The following is a 17,300-nucleotide window of genomic DNA, read 5'->3' as shown; positions in this document are numbered from 1 at the left end:
GACCGCAGTCAAAGCCGGACAGGTGGCAGAGTGGTCGAATGTACCTGACTCGAAATCAGGCGTGCGTTTATAGCGCACCGTGGGTTCGAATCCCACCCTGTCCGCCAGAATATAAATAAAATCAAGCTGCTACGGCATTCGGGTTGCAATCCTGGATGCCGTTTTCTTTTTTCGTTTCGGCCTCATGTGTCCAAAACGTGACCGCACCAGCGTGGGCCTCAAGGTGGCTTGGTGCCAGGTGTGGGCGTACTTCATCACCATTTCAAGCATATCCCTTCAGAGCAAGCATGAACGGCAAGATAAAGTAGAGCGCCGAATCGCCATTCTTCGCTATCCGGGATTTCTGCCCAGGATTCGCTTGCTGGTTTCTGCCATCAGCTTTGCGATCTCCGCTTCGGCCTTGGTGGTGTTCAAGCCTTCGGCGTTGCTTATCATGGCATGCCTGCAGTCATTTCGCCAGCTGTGCTCTCCTCTCAATATAGTCCCGCTCACCCGGCTGACTGCCATATCGGTATGCGTTGATCTGCTTGTAGTCTTTCGACATCAGCAGCAAGTGGGTGACGTCAATGCACTGAGCACGATCAACCGGGCCTCAGTGCAGCACGGCACTACCGTCGGCGTGGCTGTCGCCGGCGGTGCGCTGCGGGTACAGCGTATGGGAATTCCGGGCCGATTGCACGTAGATGGATGGCAGGCGCAGGCCCCGTCCGGCCAGTTGGGCGGGGCGCAGGGCGATCAGGTAATCCTGGCTGTCCTCGGGGGGCGGCAGGGTCTGGCCCGGTTTCAGGGCTTTCAGCGCCAGGCGGGCGGTTTGTTCCCCCAAGCCGCCGGGCGAAGGCACCACCGCCAGGCTGCCGCCACCGATCACGAACGATTCCCGGATGCCGATCGGCAAGGGCTTGGCGTGGCGCTCGGTCCAGTCGGCCAGGATCAGCGGGTTGATGTCTTCTTGCTGATCCGGTGAGATTGACAGGCCGCCGGTGCTCAACACCAGCAGGATGTCCGCCTGCTCCGCCAGGGCTTGCACCTGCTTTTGCCAATCCATGTAATCCGTGACCAGGTCGACGCCCAGGAAATGGTGCTTCCCCCAGTCGTGCGCCTGCACCTGCAGGGCTTCGGCCCGCCCGGTGAGGTCGTTGATCCCGATGGCGCGGATGCGCTGCGGCTGATCCCCGAGAAACTGCAGGATGTCCACGATCTCGTCGAGGGGCAGGATTTCATGCACCCCGGTCACGTTGGCGGCTTCGGGATAGCCGAATTGCTGCGGGTCTTCGCTGATGGCATAGATGATTTTCGGCGCGGCGGCCCCCGCGTAATGACGGCCGACATAGTCTTGGGCTTCTTCGCCCACGGCGACCACGACGTCCGGCCGCCAGCTGTCGATGAGTTCGCGGCTGCGCTGGCTGGCGGCGGCCCATTGCCGGGGGCTGAGGTATTGGGAATACATCATGTAGCGCCAGCGCGTGAACAGCGGCTGCAGATGGCGGTCGAGTTCGCGCCGGAATCCGGCATCGAAGGCCTGCTCCCAGGGGCCTTCTTCGGAAAATCCGTGCAATACCAGGAGCTTGGGTTTTTGGTGATTGAACCCCACCAGGGATGCCAGCAGCAGCACCGCCAATATCCCTGCGCAGATCACGGCCAGTCGGTTTTTCATGGCGTCCCCTCAGTACAAGCCCAGCCACTGCCAATAGGGGATGGAGGCATAGGCCAGCGCGACGCGCAGGGGATTCAGCCACCAGGCGTAGTGGAAGAAAGCGGTTTCATTGCAGCGGGTGTGCAAGCCCGCCCCGATGGCCTGCTGCAAGGCGGAGTTTTGGTGCGGCATGAACCAGATGTCTGAAAACAAAGAGGCCAGGAACACCACCAGCCAGGGGTGTATGCCCTGATTGAGGCCGACGGGCATCAAAAGGGTGACGGCCAGGATCATACCGGCGGTCAGGGGCAGCACCAGCCGCAGCCCGACCGTGACGATCAGCGCCAGCAGGATGAACCAAGCCAGACTGCCGTTCACCCATTGCAGATGGCCGCCGATGGCCTCGATCATCAGGTCGTCCAGCTTGAGGTACTGCATGGCCTCGGTCAGGCCGTCCAGACTGAGCAGGAAAAAAATCAGGGGCCAGTCGATCTGGGTCTTGAAGCTGCCCTTGTTGAACAAGCCCATCAGCAGCAGGCCCACCAGGATCAGGCCGGCCAGCCAGGCCGTTTGCGACTGGTGCCATTGGGGAATCGTGGCTCCCAGCAAGAACACCACGAAAGCGATGGCGGCCACCCATTCGGGCGGCCGCCAGGGCCCCAGCAGCCGGATCTGGGCATGGATGCGCTGCGCGGGCAGAGGGCGGCTTGGCTCGGCGCGAAACCGGAAGCGCATCACCAGCAGGTGCGTGGCCAACAGGCCCAGCGCCACCACGGCGGCGCCCACCAGCCAGGCGAGCCCCTGGAATTCGCTGCGGATCTGCGACGGCATCATGGTGAAAGCCGCCAGGTTGGATGATTTCGCAGTCAGCAGCAGGGGGGAAAACAAGGTGGCCCCCGTAAACACCGCGATCATCAGCGCGCTGGCCTGAGGGCCTTGGGCCCGCGCGCCCAGGCTTTGATCCATTTCCCGGTACAGGGGCAGCAGCAGTGTCAGGCGCGCATTGGATGACGGCATCACGATCGACAGCAAGAAGCCGAACAGCGTCAGGGCCGCCCGGTGCCAGAATGCGGAGTCCGGCAGGCGCACCAGCACCCACAGCATCAGCCGGTAGGCCAGGCCGGAACTGACCACCACCGCCGCCAGGGCATAGACCCCCAGCAGCAGCAGGAAAGTGCGTGAATAGAAGCCGTGCAGGGCGACCTCGGCGGGAACCAGGTTGATGAAAAGCATCGCCACCACGGCCAGGATCGGCGGGATGAATTCGTCGACCAGGGAAAACAGCCACATCAGGGCGGTCAGGGAAAACAGCCCCAGGTATACCGCCCCTTGCGGGGGCAGCCCGGCCTGATCCGCCAGCCACCAGATGCAAGGCGGCAGCACCAGGGCCGTGGGCCAGCCGATGCGCTGCTTGAGCGGCAGGGTGGCTGTGGCCGGCTTGGCGGCGGGCGTGATGGATGCCGCCGGGAGGTCGCCCAGCCGGGTCGCCAGCGCCATCAGCGCGGCTGATTTCAGGCTGGGGAGGCGCCCCGAGAGTTCACCCAGCAGCCCGCGCGGCACGCGCACGGCCTGTACGTCCCCCAGCGCCCGGGCGTCCGTCAGGTAGGTGGCGGGCGTGGGCAGCTGGTCGGCGAAGGCTTCGTTGCCAAAACCCTGGTTGGCCGACAGCAGCACGGGGGCTGCGGCGGGGCTTAACTGAACCTGGCCGTCCAGTATCCAATAGTAGTGTTGTGCCGACTGCCCGGCCTGGTAGATCAAGTCCTGGTCGGCAAAGCGGCAGGGCTCGGCCGCGGCCAGCAGACGGGCGCGATCCAGGCGGGCCAGCCCGTTGAGCAGCGGGTGCGACTGGATGGCGGCAGCGAGTTGGTCTACCTGCATGGAAACCCGAAGATTTGATGTTTGCGCCACTGTAACATCATCGCCCGGGCCGGGTCTGTAGGGATTCCTCCCGTCCCGGCGGCCGCTTGGGCAGCCGTTTGGGCAGCCGCTTGAACCGGGGGCATTGTCGGCCATCGGCAAAACGCATATAGTGAATACAGGATCAGTCACTGCAAATTGTCGGAGGCCTTCATGTCTATCCAAGCCCTGCATTTTGTATTGGATGTCGATGGCAACGGGGCCGTCGCCGGCTGGGAAGTCCTGGACGCCCTGAAATGGGGTTTCAGCCTGCCCGGGCGTCTATTGACCGAAGCCCTGGGCAATCTCCCCTGGCTTGCCGATGCCTTGGGCATCCAGGCGTCTGCGGCAACGGGGTATGCCAGCTTCCACGGCTTGCTGGCCACGGGATCCAGTCTGGTGTTCTGGGTGCTGGTGCTGTATGGCCTGACGCGCATTGGCGCGCGGAAAAGCCCCGACGACACGCAGGCTGATCCCCCCCGCGTGCCGGGCATGCCGCACTATCGGGGCCCGCAGCCCAGAAAATAAAGCCGGCCGCCGGTTTCGGGGCCAGGATGGCCGCCTGCCTGCGCGGCTCTCAGGTTTGCGGCATGGGCGGGTGCCTGGGCACCAGCAGTATCGCCAGCAAGGTCAGCACGGCCACCCAGATCATGCCCACATAAACCTGATGCGTGGCGCTGTCGAACACCGTCAGCAGGTACTGGTGCAGGGCCGAGGCAGCCGGGCTGCTTTGCAGCACGCTCATCACGTCCCGGGCCGCCGGCAGGGGGGCTTCCAGGGTGGCGGGCGCGGTTTGCATCAGCGATTGCATGGCATTGTTGAACAGCGCGCCCACGACGGCGGCCCCCAGGCTTTGCCCCAGGTAGCGCGACCACATGTTGGCGCTGGTGGCCACGCCCCGCTGGTGCCAGGGGACGATCGACTGCACGCCCACCAGCAATGGGGTCGACAGCATCCCGAAGCCCGCCCCCAGCAAGATCTGGTTGGCCGTCACCAGCCAGGTGGCGGGCCGGGGCGGCAGCCACGCGAACCACACCACGGCCAGCAGGATCAGCACGCCGCCAAACAGAGCCGTATCGCGGAAACCGAAGCGCAGATACAGGTGGCCGGACCAGGCCGAGGCGCTGACCCAGCCCAGGCTCATGCTGGCCAGCACCAGGCCGGCGCTGATGGGGCCCAACCCCATGACCGATTGGGCGTAGACCGGCAGATAGGTGCCCGGGGCCATCATCACCAGGCCCATGCCCAGCACCCCCAGGTTGGATCCCAGCATGACCCGGTTGCGCCAGACCCAGCCCGGCATGATGGGTTCGGCCGCCGCGCGTTCGTGGGCGATGGTGGCCAGGATCAGGATGCCGGCCAGCCCGAACGTGATCACGCTGGCTGGCGAAGACCAGGCCCAGGCATTGCCGCCTTGCAGCAGGCCGAACACCCCGAGGGAACCCGCCAGCATCATCAGAATGGCGCCGGTGTAGTCGATGCGGTGCGCATGGCTGGACGTGGTTTCGTGCAAGTACCGGCCAATCAGGAAAATGGCCGCCAGGCCGATGGGCAGGTTGATCAGGAACACCCAGCGCCAGCTGGCGTATTCGGCGAAGGCGCCGCCCAGGGTGGGGCCGACGATGGCGGCGATGCCCCAGACGCTGGATAGCCAGCCCTGAACCCGGGCTCGTTCGCGCGTGGAATACAGGTCGCCCGCCAGGGTGTTGACCGTGGCCATGATGGCGCCCGCGCCCAGGCCCTGCAGTGCGCGGAAGACGATAAGGGGCACCATGCCCCAGGCCAGCGCGCAGGCGGCCGAACCCAGCAGGAACACGGCGGAGCCGCCGACCAGCACGGGCTTGCGGCCGTAAAGATCGGCCAGCTTGCCATAGAGGGGGATGGTGATGGTCTGCGCCAGCAGGTAAATGGAGAACAGCCAGCTGAAGTGCTCGAATCCGCCCAGATCGCCCACGATCTGCGGAATCACCGTGGCGACGATGGTGATGTCCATGGCGGCCAGGGACATGGCCAGCATCAGGGCGGCCAGAATCCAGCCGCGATGCGGGATCGGCCGTGCCGTGTCGCTGCGGCCCGCGTCCGGCGCGGCGCCGCCGTCTGGGGCGGCCGGAGTGGGCGGTGCCGCCGGGATGGGATGGGGTGTTTGCATCATGGGTCAATGGAACCGGGTGCACTATGTTAGCGCGTTGCCGACAGGGAGATCGTGGCGCGGGCGACCCGGCAGGCGGCATAATAGGAGGCTTCAGCACAGGGAACCGCGCTTCACCACAGGAAACCGCATGACTCAGCAAACAGGCGGCCCCCGGTCGGGCCATGGCGAATACAAGATCCCCGGCGGCAAGCTGGTCGTGGTCGACCTGCGGGTGCGGGACGGCCGTCTGGCGCAGGTCAGCGTGTCGGGTGATTTTTTCCTCGAACCGCCCGAGGCCCTGGATCGCATCAATGCCGCCCTGGAAGGCCTGGCGGCCGATACCGATGCCCAGGCACTGGCCCGGGCCGTGCAGGCGGCCTTGCCGGCGGATGCGCAGATGTTCGGCCTGACGCCCGAAGGCATCGCGGTCGTGATCCAGCGGGCGCTGGCATGACGGCCGCCGCCGCCCGCAGCCAATGGTCGGACTTTAATTGGCGCTTGCTGCACCCCGAACCGCTGCAGCCGCTGCAGCACATGGCCCTGGATCAGGTATTGCTGGACGAAGTGGCCGCCGGCCGCCGGCCGCCCACGTTGCGGATCTGGGAATGGGCGGCGCCCGCCGTGGTGATCGGCATTTTCCAGTCGCTCAAGAACGAGGTCGATGCCCGCCAGGCCCAGGCGCACGGCATCCAGGTGGTGCGTCGCATCAGCGGGGGCGGCGCCATGTTCGTCGAACCCGGCGACACCATTACGTATTCTTTGTACGCGCCCTTGTCCCTGATCGAAGGCATGAGTTTTCATGAGGCTTATGCCTATATGGACAGCTTCGTGCTGCAGGCTTTGGCGGAACTGGGCATCAAGGCCTGGTATCAGCCGTTGAACGACATCACCTCCGAGGGCGGGAAAATCGGCGGCGCCGCCCAGGCCCGCCGCGGCGGGGCGGTCCTGCACCACGTCACCATGGCCTACGACATGGATGCCGACAAAATGGTGCGGGTGCTGCGCATCGGCCGCGAGAAACTGTCCGACAAAGGCACCGCATCGGCCGCCAAACGGGTGGATCCCCTGCGCAGCCAGACCGGCCTGGCGCGCGAGGCCATCATCCAACGGATGCTGGAGACCTTCAGGCGGCGCAATGGCTTGCGCGACGACACCCTGAAACCCGCCGAGCTGGCCGCCGCCGGGCGGCTGATCGAAGAAAAGTTCGGCACCGAGGCTTGGCTGGCCAAGGTGCCGTAGATCGGGGCGCGGTGCGGTTGGGTGCTTGCTATTTGTGCGTGTGCAGGCTTTCCAGGGTCTGCAGCGCCAGGGTGGCGTGCGCGTAGGCTCCGCCCGCGCGCATTTCGGCCGCCACCCAGATGGCTTCCATGATCTCGGCCCCCGAGGCCCCCGCCCGCGTGGCCCCCTCAGTGTGGCCTTTGATGCAATAGGGGCATTGGGTCACGTGCGCGACGGCCACGGCGATCAGCTGTTTGGTCTTGGCGTCCAGGGCGCCCGGGGCGAACACCGCCTTGCTGAACGCCTTGAAGGCCGCCAGGGGTTCCGGGGCGAGTTCGGCGCGTTTTTTGGCCAGTTCCGGGGTGATTGGGGGAAACATCGGCGTATCGGACATCAGCGACTCCTGTGTGTGGGACGGCTATCCATGATAGACCCGGCCGAGTGATCGGGGCAGGGGTCTCCCTGCTGCCGGCAAGCCCATTGGCCGCCAGGACGAGGCGCTGCCCTCTACAATGCGGGGGTCATCGATCACCGGATCTCCGACCCGCCATGAAGCGCAAACCGATGGACGCCCTGGCCGGCGGCACCATGCTGTTGCTGTGCCTGATCTGGGCCATGCAGCAAATCGCCCTCAAGGCCACTGCCGCCGATTTTTCCCCGGTATACCAGATTGCCGCGCGCACGGTGGGCGGCGCCTTGCTGGTGGGGCTTCTGATGGCGTGGCGCGGCCCCGCCCCGGGGGCGGCGCTGCGCTGCTGGAAGCCGGGCGTGCTTGCCGGCTCCCTGTATGCCCTGGAGTTCATTCTCCTGGGCGAAAGCCTGCGCTTCACGACAGCGGGCCATGCCGTGGTGCTGTTGTATACCGCCCCGATCTTTGCCGCCCTGGGCCTGCATTGGAAATTGCCCGAAGAGCGCTTGGCGCCGTTGCAGTGGCTGGGGGTGGTCTTGGCCTTTGCCGGCGTGGGGCTGGCGTTCCTGGTGCGTGAATCCGGGCCGGTTTCCCTGGCGCCGGCCATGTTGCTGGGGGATTTCCTGGCGCTGCTGGGCGGGGCCGCCTGGGGGGCGACCACGGTGGTGGTGCGGGTCACCCGCCTGTCCGAACTGCCCGCCAGCCAAACCCTGATGTACCAACTGGTGGTCGGCGCCGCCTGGCTGCTGCTGTCCGCTTTCGCCCTGGGACAGGCGCATTTCAATGCCACTCCCCTGGTCTGGGCCAGCCTGACGTTCCAGATCCTTTTTGTCGCTGTGGCCAGCTACCTGACCTGGTTCTGGCTGCTGCGCAGATACCTGGCATCCAGGCTGGGGGTGTTTTCCTTTCTGACCCCGCTGTTCGGCGTCGTGCTGGGTGCCTGGCTGCTGGGCGAACCCATCGGCAAAGGCTTTTTATTCGGGGCTTTGTTGGTGGTGCTGGGGGTGGTGCTGCTGAGCGGGTATGGCTGGTATGCCCATTGGCGCGCCTTTAACCGCTGAAGCCGCCTTGATCCAGGAAGGCCTGTTCTTCGGGGGTGGTTTGCCGCCCCAGGGCCGGGTTGCGGTGCGGAAACCGCCCGAACTGCGCGATGACGTCGCGGTGCACCTGGGCCCAGGGCATGGCTTCCGGCGCGTGTTCCCGGTAAAGCGCCAGGGCTTCGTCCTGGGTGGGGAGATCCTCGGCATGCATGTAGGGCAGCAGGATGAAATTACGCAGTTCGGGCGCGAACTGGCCCAGGTGCGCCAGGCTTTGGCGGGCATAGGCCAGCGCCAGCCCATCGGTGGCGAACATGTGTCCGGTATCCCGGAAGGCGTTGCGGGGGTATTGATCCAGCAGCAGGATCAGGGCCAGGGCCGATTGCGGCTGCCGCAGCCAGTGCGTCAGCGCTTGCCGGGCGGCGGCAAAGTGGGCCTCCTGGAAGCGCTGGCGGAATTCCGCATCGAAGTGCGTGTCTTTGGCAAACCATTTCTGGGGGCCGGCGGCCAGCCAGAAGTCGACGACGGCTTGCGCGTCGGCCATCGCGGGGGTCGCTGTTTGGGGGGGATGGGTCATCGGAGGGCTCCTGTCGGGTGGCCGGCGCGGTCCGCCGGGGCGGGCCGCTTCGGGGAATCACAGCAGTTCGCGGCGCAGGTCGGCGGCGGATTTGGGCGACAGCAGGCCGGGCGCCACGTCGAATACGCTGCGCGCGCCGGTTTCTCCGGCCTGCTTCAGGCGCCAGGCCGCCCGGGCATAGGCCACCAGCACGCTGGACGTGAACCCGGGGTTGCTGGCCAGCTTGAGCGAGTATTCCATCACCTGGGCGTCGTCCTGGCCGGAGACCCCGCTGCGGATGACGAAGCCGCCGTGCGGCATGCCAGAGTGTTCGCGTTGCAGCGTATCGGCGTCGATGAAATGCACGGTGGTGTCGTAGTCGGCGAAATAATCCGGCATGCTGGTGATGGCCTGCCGCACCTGCTGGGCATCGGCGTCGGGCTGCAGCACCACGTAGCACACCCGGGTGTGTTTTTCGCGGGTGCCGAGCCGGGGCTGTTCGCCCGCCCGCACGCGCTGCACGGCCTGATCCACGGGGATTGTGTATTGCACCCCGGCGGCCACACCGGGCACGCGCCGGATGGCGTCCGAATGCCCCTGGCTCAACCCTTTGCCCCAGAAAGTATATGTGCCGCCCTGGGGCAGGATGGCTTCGCCCATCAGGCGGTTGATCGAAAACAGGCCCGGATCCCAGCCCACCGCCAGGATCGACACCTGGCCGCCGGCCCGGGCGGCGTGATCCAGCGCATCGAAGTATTCCGGGATGCGGGCGTGGGTGTCGAAGCTGTCGACCGTGGTGAACCATTGGGCCAGCCGGGGGCCCTGGACGGGCAGGTCTTCTTTCGACCCGCCGCACAGGATCAGCACATCAATGTCGTCGCGGTGCGCGGCCGCCTCATCCAGCGGCCACACGGGCACGGCGGACTGGGCCAGCGCCGCCGGAGCGCGGCGGCTGAAAATGCCGACCAATTGCATGTCCGGGTGTTGGGCGATGGCGGCCTGAGCGCCGCGGCCAAGGTTGCCGTAGCCGGCGATGCCGATGCGGATGGGGGATGAGGCCATGGAATTCCTTTTTCTGGTCTGGAGAAGCGGCGACGAACGCCGGTTTTATTGTACCGGCCAGCCGGCGGAAGGCGGGGGGGTGGGGCGGCGGGGCCGTCAGGCCCGGGCCCACTGCTGGATGATCGCCCAGAGGTCGGCGGGCCGCTGGGCGATGGCGTCGGCGGCCCAGTCGGCCGGGTCGTCGGCGCAATAGCCGTAGGCGGCTGCCACGGTGGCCATGCCGGCGGCCTTGCCCGCCTGGATGTCGCGCAGATCATCGCCCGCGTACAGGCATCGGCCGGGGTCGAACCCCGCCAGCCGCGCCGCGTGCAGCAGGGGTTCGGGGTGGGGCTTGGTGTAGGGGGTGGTGTCGCCGCCCACGGTGACCCGGCAGCGGTCTTGCAGGCCCAGGTGCCGCACCATGGGCAGCGCCAGGTATTCAACCTTGTTGGTGACGATGCCCCAGGCCATGCCGGCCTGATCCAGCTGGCCCAGCAGCGCCTGGACTCCCGGGAACAGGCAGGCTTGTTCCAGCATGCCCTGGGCGTAGTCTTCCAGGAATTGCGCCTTGCAGCGGTCATAGGCATCGGTGCCGGGATCCAGCCCCAGGGCGGCCTTCAGCAGGCCGCGGGCGCCGTGGGACGCGTGCGGCCGCAGGGCTTCGTAGGGCAGGGCGGGCAGGCCCCGGTATGCGCGCTGCCGATTGGCGGCGGCCGCCAGATCCGGCGCCGTATCGGCCAGGGTGCCGTCGAAATCAAACAGAATCAGATGGGTGGACATGACTCAATCCGGGCGCCGCGCCGCCATGAAATAATTGACGCCTGTATCGGCACTGAGCTGATACAGGCGGGTGAGGGGGTGGTATTGCATGCCGCTCAGTTGGGTGACGTCCAGCCCCGCCCGGCGGGCGGCGGCCGCCAGTTCGCTGGGCGTGATGAACTGCCGATAGTCGTGCGTGCCCCGGGGCACCATGCGCAGCAGGTATTCGGCGGCCACGATGGCCAAGGCAAAGGATTTCGGGTTGCGGTTCAGGGTGGAAAAACACACCAGCCCGCCCGGGCGCACCAGGGTGGCGCAGGCCTGGACGATGGCGGCGGGATCCGGCACGTGTTCCAGCAATTCCATGCAGGTGACCAGGTCGAAGGCGCCCGGGTGGCGGCTGGCGTAGTCTTCGGCACTGGCGCACTCGTACTGCACGGAGATACCGGATTCGTGCCCATGCAGGCGCGCGACCTGCAGCGATGGCTTGGCCAGGTCGATGCCCGTGACGTGCGCGCCCTCGGCGGCCATGGCCTCGGTCAGCAGACCGCCGCCGCAGCCGACGTCCAGCACTTTGCGGTCGTGCAGGCCGCCTGCCTGGCCGCGTATCCAGTCGATGCGCAAGGGGTTGATATCGTGCAGGGTCTTCAGATCGCCCTGGGGGTCCCACCAGTTGGAGGCCAGGGCGCCGAATTTGTCCAGCTCTGCGGTGCTGGCGTTGACTGTTTGCATGGGCGGAATCCAAAAAAACAAGGCCCCGCGTGCGCGGAGCCCTGAATACTGCTGCGTCGTGGACGCAGCAAACCGTGAGACCGGAAGAATTACTTGCGGGTGCCGACGATTTCGATTTCCACGCGGCGGTTTTGCGCACGGCCTTCGCGGGTCTTGTTGGTGGCAACCGGGTCGGCTTCGCCCTTGCCCTCGGTGTAGACACGGTCAGCGGGCACGCCCTTGCTGATCAGGTATTGCTTCACGGAGGCGGCGCGGCGATCGGACAGCTTCAGGTTGTAGGCTTCGGTGCCGATGGAGTCGGTGTAGCCCACAGCGATGATGGTTTCCAGATTCATCGATTGGGCCTGTTGGGCGACTTGATCGAGAACTTGCTTGCCTTCGGGTTTCAGGTTGGATTTGTCGAAGTCGAAGAAGGTGTCGGCGTTAAGGACGATCTTGCTGGCCGTCGGCGCAACGACTTCGGATTGTGCGACCGGCAGGCCGCAGAATTCGTTGGCGGCAGTGGCGGGCGTCCAGAAAGCATCGCGCCAGCAGTTTTCACCGCTTGCATCTTTCCAGACATGGCCGTCGACGTTGGTCCAGTTGTCGGAAGCCGACGCGGTACCCACGGCAGCCATGGCAGCGATGGCGAGTCCAATAGCGATTTTGGAGGGTTTGTTCATGTTTCTCCTCGTTTGAGCATGATGCTTGAAAGTGACCGCAGCGAACCCCCGCCGCATCTCGATAGAACATTTCCAGTATAGCAATGTTTAGTTCGAAATTTAGTTCGAAAACTGTCTATTGCGCTGGGTTTGGTGCGTGTTAGCCGAAATCTTAAGGCATTTTTAGCGCCTGGGTTAAGTGTTGGCGGCTTGGTGCGGCACTCTGTGGAGGATTTTGCGCGGGCCGGCTGTCCAGATGTGGGATTTTCGCAACGCCTGGGCCGGGTGGCGCGGCATGCGGCCCGGCCTGGCGGCAGGCTTCATCTCTCTGTGTGGATGATAGAATCAGCGATTGCCCCTGGCTGAGTCAGGCCCATTGGTTTCGGACATAAACATGGAATCCTTCGCTAAAGAAACCCTGCCCATTTCGCTGGAAGACGAAATGCGGCGCAGCTACCTGGATTACGCCATGAGCGTGATCGTGGGGCGTGCCCTGCCGGATGTGCGCGACGGGCTCAAGCCCGTGCACCGGCGGGTACTGTTTGCCATGCACGAACTCAACAACGACTGGAACCGCGCCTATAAAAAGTCGGCGCGTATCGTCGGGGACGTCATTGGTAAGTATCACCCGCACGGTGATTCCGCAGTGTACGACACCATTGTTCGCATGGCCCAGGATTTCTCCCTGCGCTATATGTTGGTGGACGGCCAGGGCAACTTCGGCTCGGTGGACGGCGACAGCGCCGCGGCCATGCGCTATACCGAAGTCCGGCTGGCCAAGATCGCCCATGAGCTTCTGGCCGATATCGACCAGGAAACCGTCGACTTCGGCCCCAACTACGATGGCAGCGAACAAGAGCCCCTGCTGCTGCCGTCGCGCCTGCCCAACCTGCTGGTCAACGGCAGCGCCGGGATCGCGGTGGGGATGGCCACCAATATCCCGCCGCACAACCTGTCCGAGGTCGTCGAGGGCTGTTTGCATTGCCTGCAGCATCCCGATTGCACCATCGACGAACTCATCGAACGCATCCCCGCGCCGGATTTTCCCACCGGGGGGATCATCTACGGCATGGCCGGGGTGCGCGAAGGCTACCGCACCGGGCGCGGGCGCGTCATCATGCGCGCCAAGGCTCACTTCGAAGACCTGCCGCACGGCAACCGCCAGGCAATCGTCGTCGATGCCATTCCGTACCAGGTCAACAAGAAATCGCTGCAGGAACGCATCGCCGAGCTCGTCAACGAAAAGAAAATCGAAGGCATCTCGGACATCCGCGACGAATCCGACAAAGACGGCATGCGCCTGGTGATCGAACTGAAGCGCGGCGAAGTCCCCGAGGTCGTCCTCAATAATCTGTACAAAAACACCCAGCTGCAGGAAACCTTCGGGATGAACATGGTGGCCCTGGTCGATGGCCAGCCGCGCCTGCTCAACCTGAAACAGATGGTGCAGTATTTTCTGCGGCATCGGCGCGAGGTCGTCACCCGCCGCACGATTTTCCAGCTGCGCAAGGCGCGCGAGCGCGGCCATATCCTGGAAGGCCTGGCCGTCGCCCTGGCCAATATCGACGACTTCATCGCCATCATCAAGGCGGCCCCCACGCCGCCGGTGGCGCGCCAGGGCCTGATGGATCGCAACTGGGATGCCGTCCTGGTGCGCGAGATGCTGGCGCGGGCGGACGCCAACGTGGCCTCGGGCGGGCGGGAGGCCTATCGGCCCGAAGGCCTGGAAGCCCATTTCGGTCTGCAGGCCGACGGCCAGTATCGCCTGTCCGAAACCCAGGCCCAGGAAATCCTCAATATGCGCCTGCAGCGCCTCACCGGCCTGGAGCAGGACAAGATCGTGGCCGAGTACCGCAGCGTCATGGACACCATCGCCGACCTGCTGGACATCCTGGCCCGTCCCGAGCGCATCACCGCCATCATCGGCGACGAGCTTCAGGCCATCCGAGCCGAGTTCTCCGCGCCGGGGCAGGATCCGCGCCGCTCGGAAATCGAATTCAACGCCACCGAGCTCGAAACCGAGGATCTGATCACCCCCATGGACATGGTGGTGACGCTGTCGCGCAGCGGCTACATCAAGAGCCAGCCTTTGTCCGAATACCGCGCCCAGAAGCGCGGCGGCCGGGGCAAGCAGGCCACCGCCATGAAAGAAGACGACTGGGTCGACCAGTTGTTCATCGCCAATACCCACGATTATCTGCTGTGCTTCTCCGACCGGGGGCGGGTCTACTGGCTGAAGGTCTGGGAGGTTCCCCAGGGGTCGCGCAATTCGCGTGGGCGTCCCATCGTCAATATGTTCCCGCTGGTCGATGACGAGGCCATTACCGCCGTGCTGACCGTCAAGGCCTTCAGCGACGACCAGTTCGTGTTCATGGCCACTTCGCGGGGCACCGTCAAGAAGACCCCGCTGTCCGATTTCTCCAATCCGCGCAAGGCCGGCATCATCGCCGTGGGCCTGGACGAGGGCGATTACCTGATCGGGGCCGATCTCACCGACGGCCAGCACGACGTCATGCTGTTCTCCGATGCGGGCAAGGCCGTGCGTTTCGATGAAAACGACGTGCGCCCGATGGGCCGCGCCGCGCGCGGCGTGCGCGGCATGTCGCTGGACGAGGGCCAGTCCGTCATCGCCCTGCTGGTGGCCGAAGACGAAACCCACAGCGTCCTGACCGCCACCGAAAACGGCTACGGCAAGCGCACCTCCATTGTCGAGTACACCCGCCACGGCCGGGGCACCAAGGGCATGATCGCCATCCAGACCTCCGCCCGCAATGGCAAGGTCGTCAGCGCCGTGCTGGTGCGGCCGGACGATGAAATCATGCTGATCACCACCAGCGGCGTGATGGTGCGCACCCGGGTCGCCGAAATCCGCGAAATGGGCCGCGCCACCCAGGGCGTCACCCTGATCAACGTGGATGAGGACAGCCGCCTGATCAGCGTGCGCCGGGTGGCCGAAAGCGATGCCGACGAGGATGGCGCCGAAGACGGCGCCGAGCCCGCCGATGATGACAACCCCACCCCGAAGGATCCCGCATGACCCGTCCCTGGAATTTTGCCGCAGGGCCTTCCACCCTGCCCCTGGATGTTTTGCAGCAGGCCGCCGCCGATCTGTGCGATTGGCGGGGCAGCGGCACGTCCGTCATGGAAATGAGCCATCGGGGCAAGCATTTCAGCCGCATCCGCGACGAGGCCGAAGCCGACCTGCGCGCTTTATTGTCGGTGCCCGATGATTTCGACGTGCTGTTCATGCAGGGCGGGGCCTCCGCCCAGAATGCCCTGGTGCCGCTCAACCTCATCGGCCGCGACGGCCGCCACCGTGCCGATTATGTGCTCAGTGGCCATTGGGCCAAGAAATCCTTCAACGAAGCCGGGCGCTACGGCGACATTGCCGTGGCCGCCAGCGCCGATGCCGCCACGACCCAGGCGGGCCGCGAATACGGCCCGTGGTGTTGGCTGCCGGGCCAGGATCAATGGCGGGTGCGGCCCGACGCGGCGTATCTGCACTTGTGCGCCAACGAGACCATCGGCGGGGTCGAGCAGGCCGTCATGCCGGACATGGCCGCCCTGGGGGCGCCGGATGTGCCCGTCGTGGCCGACATGTCGTCCAACATCCTGTCGCGCGCCATTGATTTTTCCCGGCTGGGCGTGGTCTACGCGGGCGCCCAGAAAAACGCGGGGCCGGCGGGCGTTACCCTGGTGTTCGTGCGCAAGGATCTCATCGGCCATGCCCTGCCGCAGTGCCCGTCGGTGTTCGATTACGCCCCCGTGGCGGCGGCCGGCTCCATGTTCAACACCCCGCCCACGTTTGCCATCTACATGGCCGGGCTGGTGTTCAAATGGCTGCTGGAACAGGGCGGGGTGGCCGCCATGGATGCGGCCAGCAGCCGGAAATCCAGCCTGCTGTATACCTACATCGACCAGTCCTCGCTGTATGAAAACCGCATTCATCCGGCGGTGCGCTCGCGCATGAACATCCCGTTCTTCCTGCGCGACGAATCCCTCAATGCGGCATTCCTGGCCGAATCCGAAGCCGCGGGCCTGCTGGCCCTGAAAGGCCACAAGGCCGTGGGCGGGATGCGGGCCTCGCTGTATAACGCCCTGCCGCTGGCGGGCGTGCAGGCCTTGGTCGCTTTCATGCAGGACTTCGAGGCCCGCCATGGCTGAATCCGACCTGCAGGCCAGTCTCGAACCCTTGCGCAACCGGATCGACGCGCTGGACGAACAGATCCTGGTGCTGCTCAATCAGCGCGCCCAGACGGCCTTGCAGGTGGGGGATGTCAAAAAGCGTTTCGATGCCACCGGCCCGGTGCTCAAACCCGAGCGCGAGGCCCTGATCGTCCGCCGCTTGCAGACCATCAATGGCGGCCCGATCCCGGAAGCCGCCGTGGCGGCGATCTGGGGGCAGATCATCTCCGCCTGTCGGGGCTTGGAAAGCACCTTGACGGTGGCTTTTCTGGGGCCGCAGGGCTCGTTTTCCGAACAGGCCGCCCACGAGCATTTCGGCCAGGCCATCCACAGCCTGCGCTGTGAATCCTTCGACGAGGTCTTTCGCTCGGTCGAGGCCGCCCAGGCCGACGTCGGCATGGTGCCCGTCGAAAACTCCACCGAAGGCGCGGTCAACCGCAGCCTGGATCTGCTGCTGCATTCTTCGCTGAAAGTGCTGGGCGAGCGCACCATCCGCATACATCACAACCTGCTGACCCGCACCGGCGGCCTGGAAGGCGTGCGCCGGGTGCTGGGGCATCCGCAGGCGCTGGCGCAGTGCCAGGCCTGGCTCAGTCGCAATCATCCGGGCCTGGAACGCACCCCGGTGGCCAGCAATGCCCAGGCCGCGCGCATGGCATCCGAAGATCCCGCCTGTGCGGCCATCGCCGGCGACTCGGCGGCGGTGGCCTGGGGGTTGAGCGCCGTGGCCAGCGGCATCCAGGACGATCCCCAGAATCAGACCCGCTTTCTGGCTGTGGGCCCCCGCGACGCCGGCCCGACGGGGCGCGACAAAACCAGCCTGATCATGGCGGTGCCCAATCGTTCGGGGGCGGTCTACGACATGCTGGCCCCCTTGTCGCAGCATGGGGTGTCCATGACGCGCCTGGAATCCCGTCCGGCCCGCACCGGGCAATGGGAATACTATTTCTACGTCGATCTCCTGGGCCATCACCAGGACGAGGCCGTGCAGCAGGCGCTGGCCGAACTCCGCCAGCAGGTGGCCTTTTTCAAACTGCTTGGCTCCTATCCCAGACAATGAGG

General features: G+C 65.5%; 16 protein-coding genes and 1 tRNA gene. 8 read left to right on the top strand and 9 right to left on the bottom strand.

Going from position 1 to position 17,300, the window contains the following annotated elements:
• Positions 1 to 16: 16 nt before the first annotated feature.
• Positions 17 to 107, top strand: a tRNA-Ser gene (locus ACMHYJ_RS11015).
• A gap of 485 nt (positions 108 to 592) precedes the next feature.
• Here the strand turns inward: ACMHYJ_RS11015 and ACMHYJ_RS11010 are convergent.
• Positions 593 to 1,654 carry a hypothetical protein gene (locus ACMHYJ_RS11010; protein WP_414246224.1) on the bottom strand — a complete coding sequence of 354 codons (1,062 nt, stop codon included), beginning with the start codon at positions 1,652 to 1,654 and terminating at the stop codon, positions 593 to 595.
• A 9-nt stretch (positions 1,655 to 1,663) separates the two neighbouring features.
• Complete coding sequence (locus ACMHYJ_RS11005) at positions 1,664 to 3,511, bottom strand: SLC13 family permease (RefSeq protein WP_414246223.1); 1,848 nt, start codon at positions 3,509 to 3,511, stop codon at positions 1,664 to 1,666.
• A gap of 192 nt (positions 3,512 to 3,703) precedes the next feature.
• On the opposite strand from ACMHYJ_RS11005, the gene ACMHYJ_RS11000 reads away from it, so the two are divergent.
• Positions 3,704 to 4,057, top strand: coding sequence for a hypothetical protein (locus tag ACMHYJ_RS11000; RefSeq protein ID WP_414246222.1), 354 nt, complete (start codon positions 3,704 to 3,706; stop codon positions 4,055 to 4,057).
• A 49-nt stretch (positions 4,058 to 4,106) separates the two neighbouring features.
• Here the strand turns inward: ACMHYJ_RS11000 and ACMHYJ_RS10995 are convergent, their stop codons facing one another.
• A complete protein-coding gene (locus ACMHYJ_RS10995; RefSeq protein WP_414246221.1) occupies positions 4,107 to 5,681 on the bottom strand; it encodes an MDR family MFS transporter in 1,575 nt (524 codons plus the stop codon).
• Positions 5,682 to 5,808: 127 nt separating this feature from the next.
• Between ACMHYJ_RS10995 and ACMHYJ_RS10990 the strand changes: the two genes are divergently transcribed.
• Positions 5,809 to 6,114, top strand: a complete 306-nt coding sequence (locus ACMHYJ_RS10990) for a biotin--protein ligase (protein ID WP_414246220.1) — start codon at positions 5,809 to 5,811, stop codon at positions 6,112 to 6,114.
• The gene (locus ACMHYJ_RS10985) at positions 6,111 to 6,899 is read left to right on the top strand and encodes a biotin/lipoate A/B protein ligase family protein (RefSeq protein ID WP_414246219.1); all 789 of its coding nucleotides are present in this window, start codon (positions 6,111 to 6,113) and stop codon (positions 6,897 to 6,899) included. Before ACMHYJ_RS10990 ends, ACMHYJ_RS10985 begins: the two co-directional genes overlap by 4 nt.
• A gap of 28 nt (positions 6,900 to 6,927) precedes the next feature.
• Here ACMHYJ_RS10985 and ACMHYJ_RS10980 read toward each other — a convergent pair whose 3' ends face one another.
• A complete protein-coding gene (locus ACMHYJ_RS10980) occupies positions 6,928 to 7,272 on the bottom strand; it encodes a carboxymuconolactone decarboxylase family protein (RefSeq protein WP_414246218.1) in 345 nt (114 codons plus the stop codon).
• Positions 7,273 to 7,427: 155 nt separating this feature from the next.
• Here ACMHYJ_RS10980 and ACMHYJ_RS10975 point away from each other — a divergent pair, with 155 nt between their 5' ends.
• Positions 7,428 to 8,348 carry a DMT family transporter gene (locus ACMHYJ_RS10975; RefSeq protein WP_414246217.1) on the top strand — a complete coding sequence of 307 codons (921 nt, stop codon included), beginning with the start codon at positions 7,428 to 7,430 and terminating at the stop codon, positions 8,346 to 8,348.
• Here ACMHYJ_RS10975 and ACMHYJ_RS10970 read toward each other — a convergent pair.
• From ACMHYJ_RS10970 to ompA, 5 genes are all read right to left on the bottom strand, one after another.
• The gene (locus tag ACMHYJ_RS10970; protein ID WP_414246216.1) at positions 8,338 to 8,901 is read right to left on the bottom strand and encodes a DUF924 family protein; all 564 of its coding nucleotides are present in this window, start codon (positions 8,899 to 8,901) and stop codon (positions 8,338 to 8,340) included. The genes ACMHYJ_RS10975 and ACMHYJ_RS10970 overlap by 11 nt on opposite strands.
• A gap of 57 nt (positions 8,902 to 8,958) precedes the next feature.
• Complete coding sequence (locus tag ACMHYJ_RS10965; protein WP_414246215.1) at positions 8,959 to 9,942, bottom strand: diaminopimelate dehydrogenase; 984 nt, start codon at positions 9,940 to 9,942, stop codon at positions 8,959 to 8,961.
• A gap of 96 nt (positions 9,943 to 10,038) precedes the next feature.
• Positions 10,039 to 10,701 carry an HAD-IA family hydrolase gene (locus ACMHYJ_RS10960; protein ID WP_414246214.1) on the bottom strand — a complete coding sequence of 221 codons (663 nt, stop codon included), beginning with the start codon at positions 10,699 to 10,701 and terminating at the stop codon, positions 10,039 to 10,041.
• Positions 10,702 to 10,704: 3 nt separating this feature from the next.
• Positions 10,705 to 11,412, bottom strand: a complete 708-nt coding sequence (gene ubiG, locus ACMHYJ_RS10955) for a bifunctional 2-polyprenyl-6-hydroxyphenol methylase/3-demethylubiquinol 3-O-methyltransferase UbiG (RefSeq protein WP_414246213.1) — start codon at positions 11,410 to 11,412, stop codon at positions 10,705 to 10,707.
• 89 nt (positions 11,413 to 11,501) lie between these two features.
• Positions 11,502 to 12,074: an outer membrane protein OmpA gene (gene ompA, locus ACMHYJ_RS10950; protein ID WP_414246212.1), complete on the bottom strand. Its 573-nt coding sequence runs from the start codon at positions 12,072 to 12,074 to the stop codon at positions 11,502 to 11,504.
• Positions 12,075 to 12,447: 373 nt separating this feature from the next.
• Here ompA and gyrA point away from each other — a divergent pair, with 373 nt between their 5' ends.
• Genes gyrA through pheA form a run of 3 tightly spaced genes read left to right on the top strand, consistent with a single transcriptional unit; the run spans position 12,448 to position 17,298 of the window.
• The gene (gene gyrA, locus ACMHYJ_RS10945; RefSeq protein WP_414246211.1) at positions 12,448 to 15,090 is read left to right on the top strand and encodes a DNA gyrase subunit A; all 2,643 of its coding nucleotides are present in this window, start codon (positions 12,448 to 12,450) and stop codon (positions 15,088 to 15,090) included.
• Positions 15,087 to 16,217: a 3-phosphoserine/phosphohydroxythreonine transaminase gene (gene serC / locus ACMHYJ_RS10940; protein WP_414246210.1), complete on the top strand. Its 1,131-nt coding sequence runs from the start codon at positions 15,087 to 15,089 to the stop codon at positions 16,215 to 16,217. The genes gyrA and serC overlap by 4 nt, the downstream gene beginning before the upstream one ends.
• The gene (pheA, locus tag ACMHYJ_RS10935; RefSeq protein WP_414246209.1) at positions 16,210 to 17,298 is read left to right on the top strand and encodes a prephenate dehydratase; all 1,089 of its coding nucleotides are present in this window, start codon (positions 16,210 to 16,212) and stop codon (positions 17,296 to 17,298) included. The genes serC and pheA overlap by 8 nt, the downstream gene beginning before the upstream one ends.
• Positions 17,299 to 17,300 lie beyond the last annotated feature (2 nt).

The organism is Castellaniella hirudinis (genome assembly GCF_047468865.1).
In the GTDB taxonomy this organism is placed as follows: domain Bacteria; phylum Pseudomonadota; class Gammaproteobacteria; order Burkholderiales; family Burkholderiaceae_B; genus Castellaniella; species Castellaniella hirudinis_A.
Note: the sequence above shows the minus strand (reverse complement) of the source record. Positions and strands in the feature narration are given on the sequence as shown.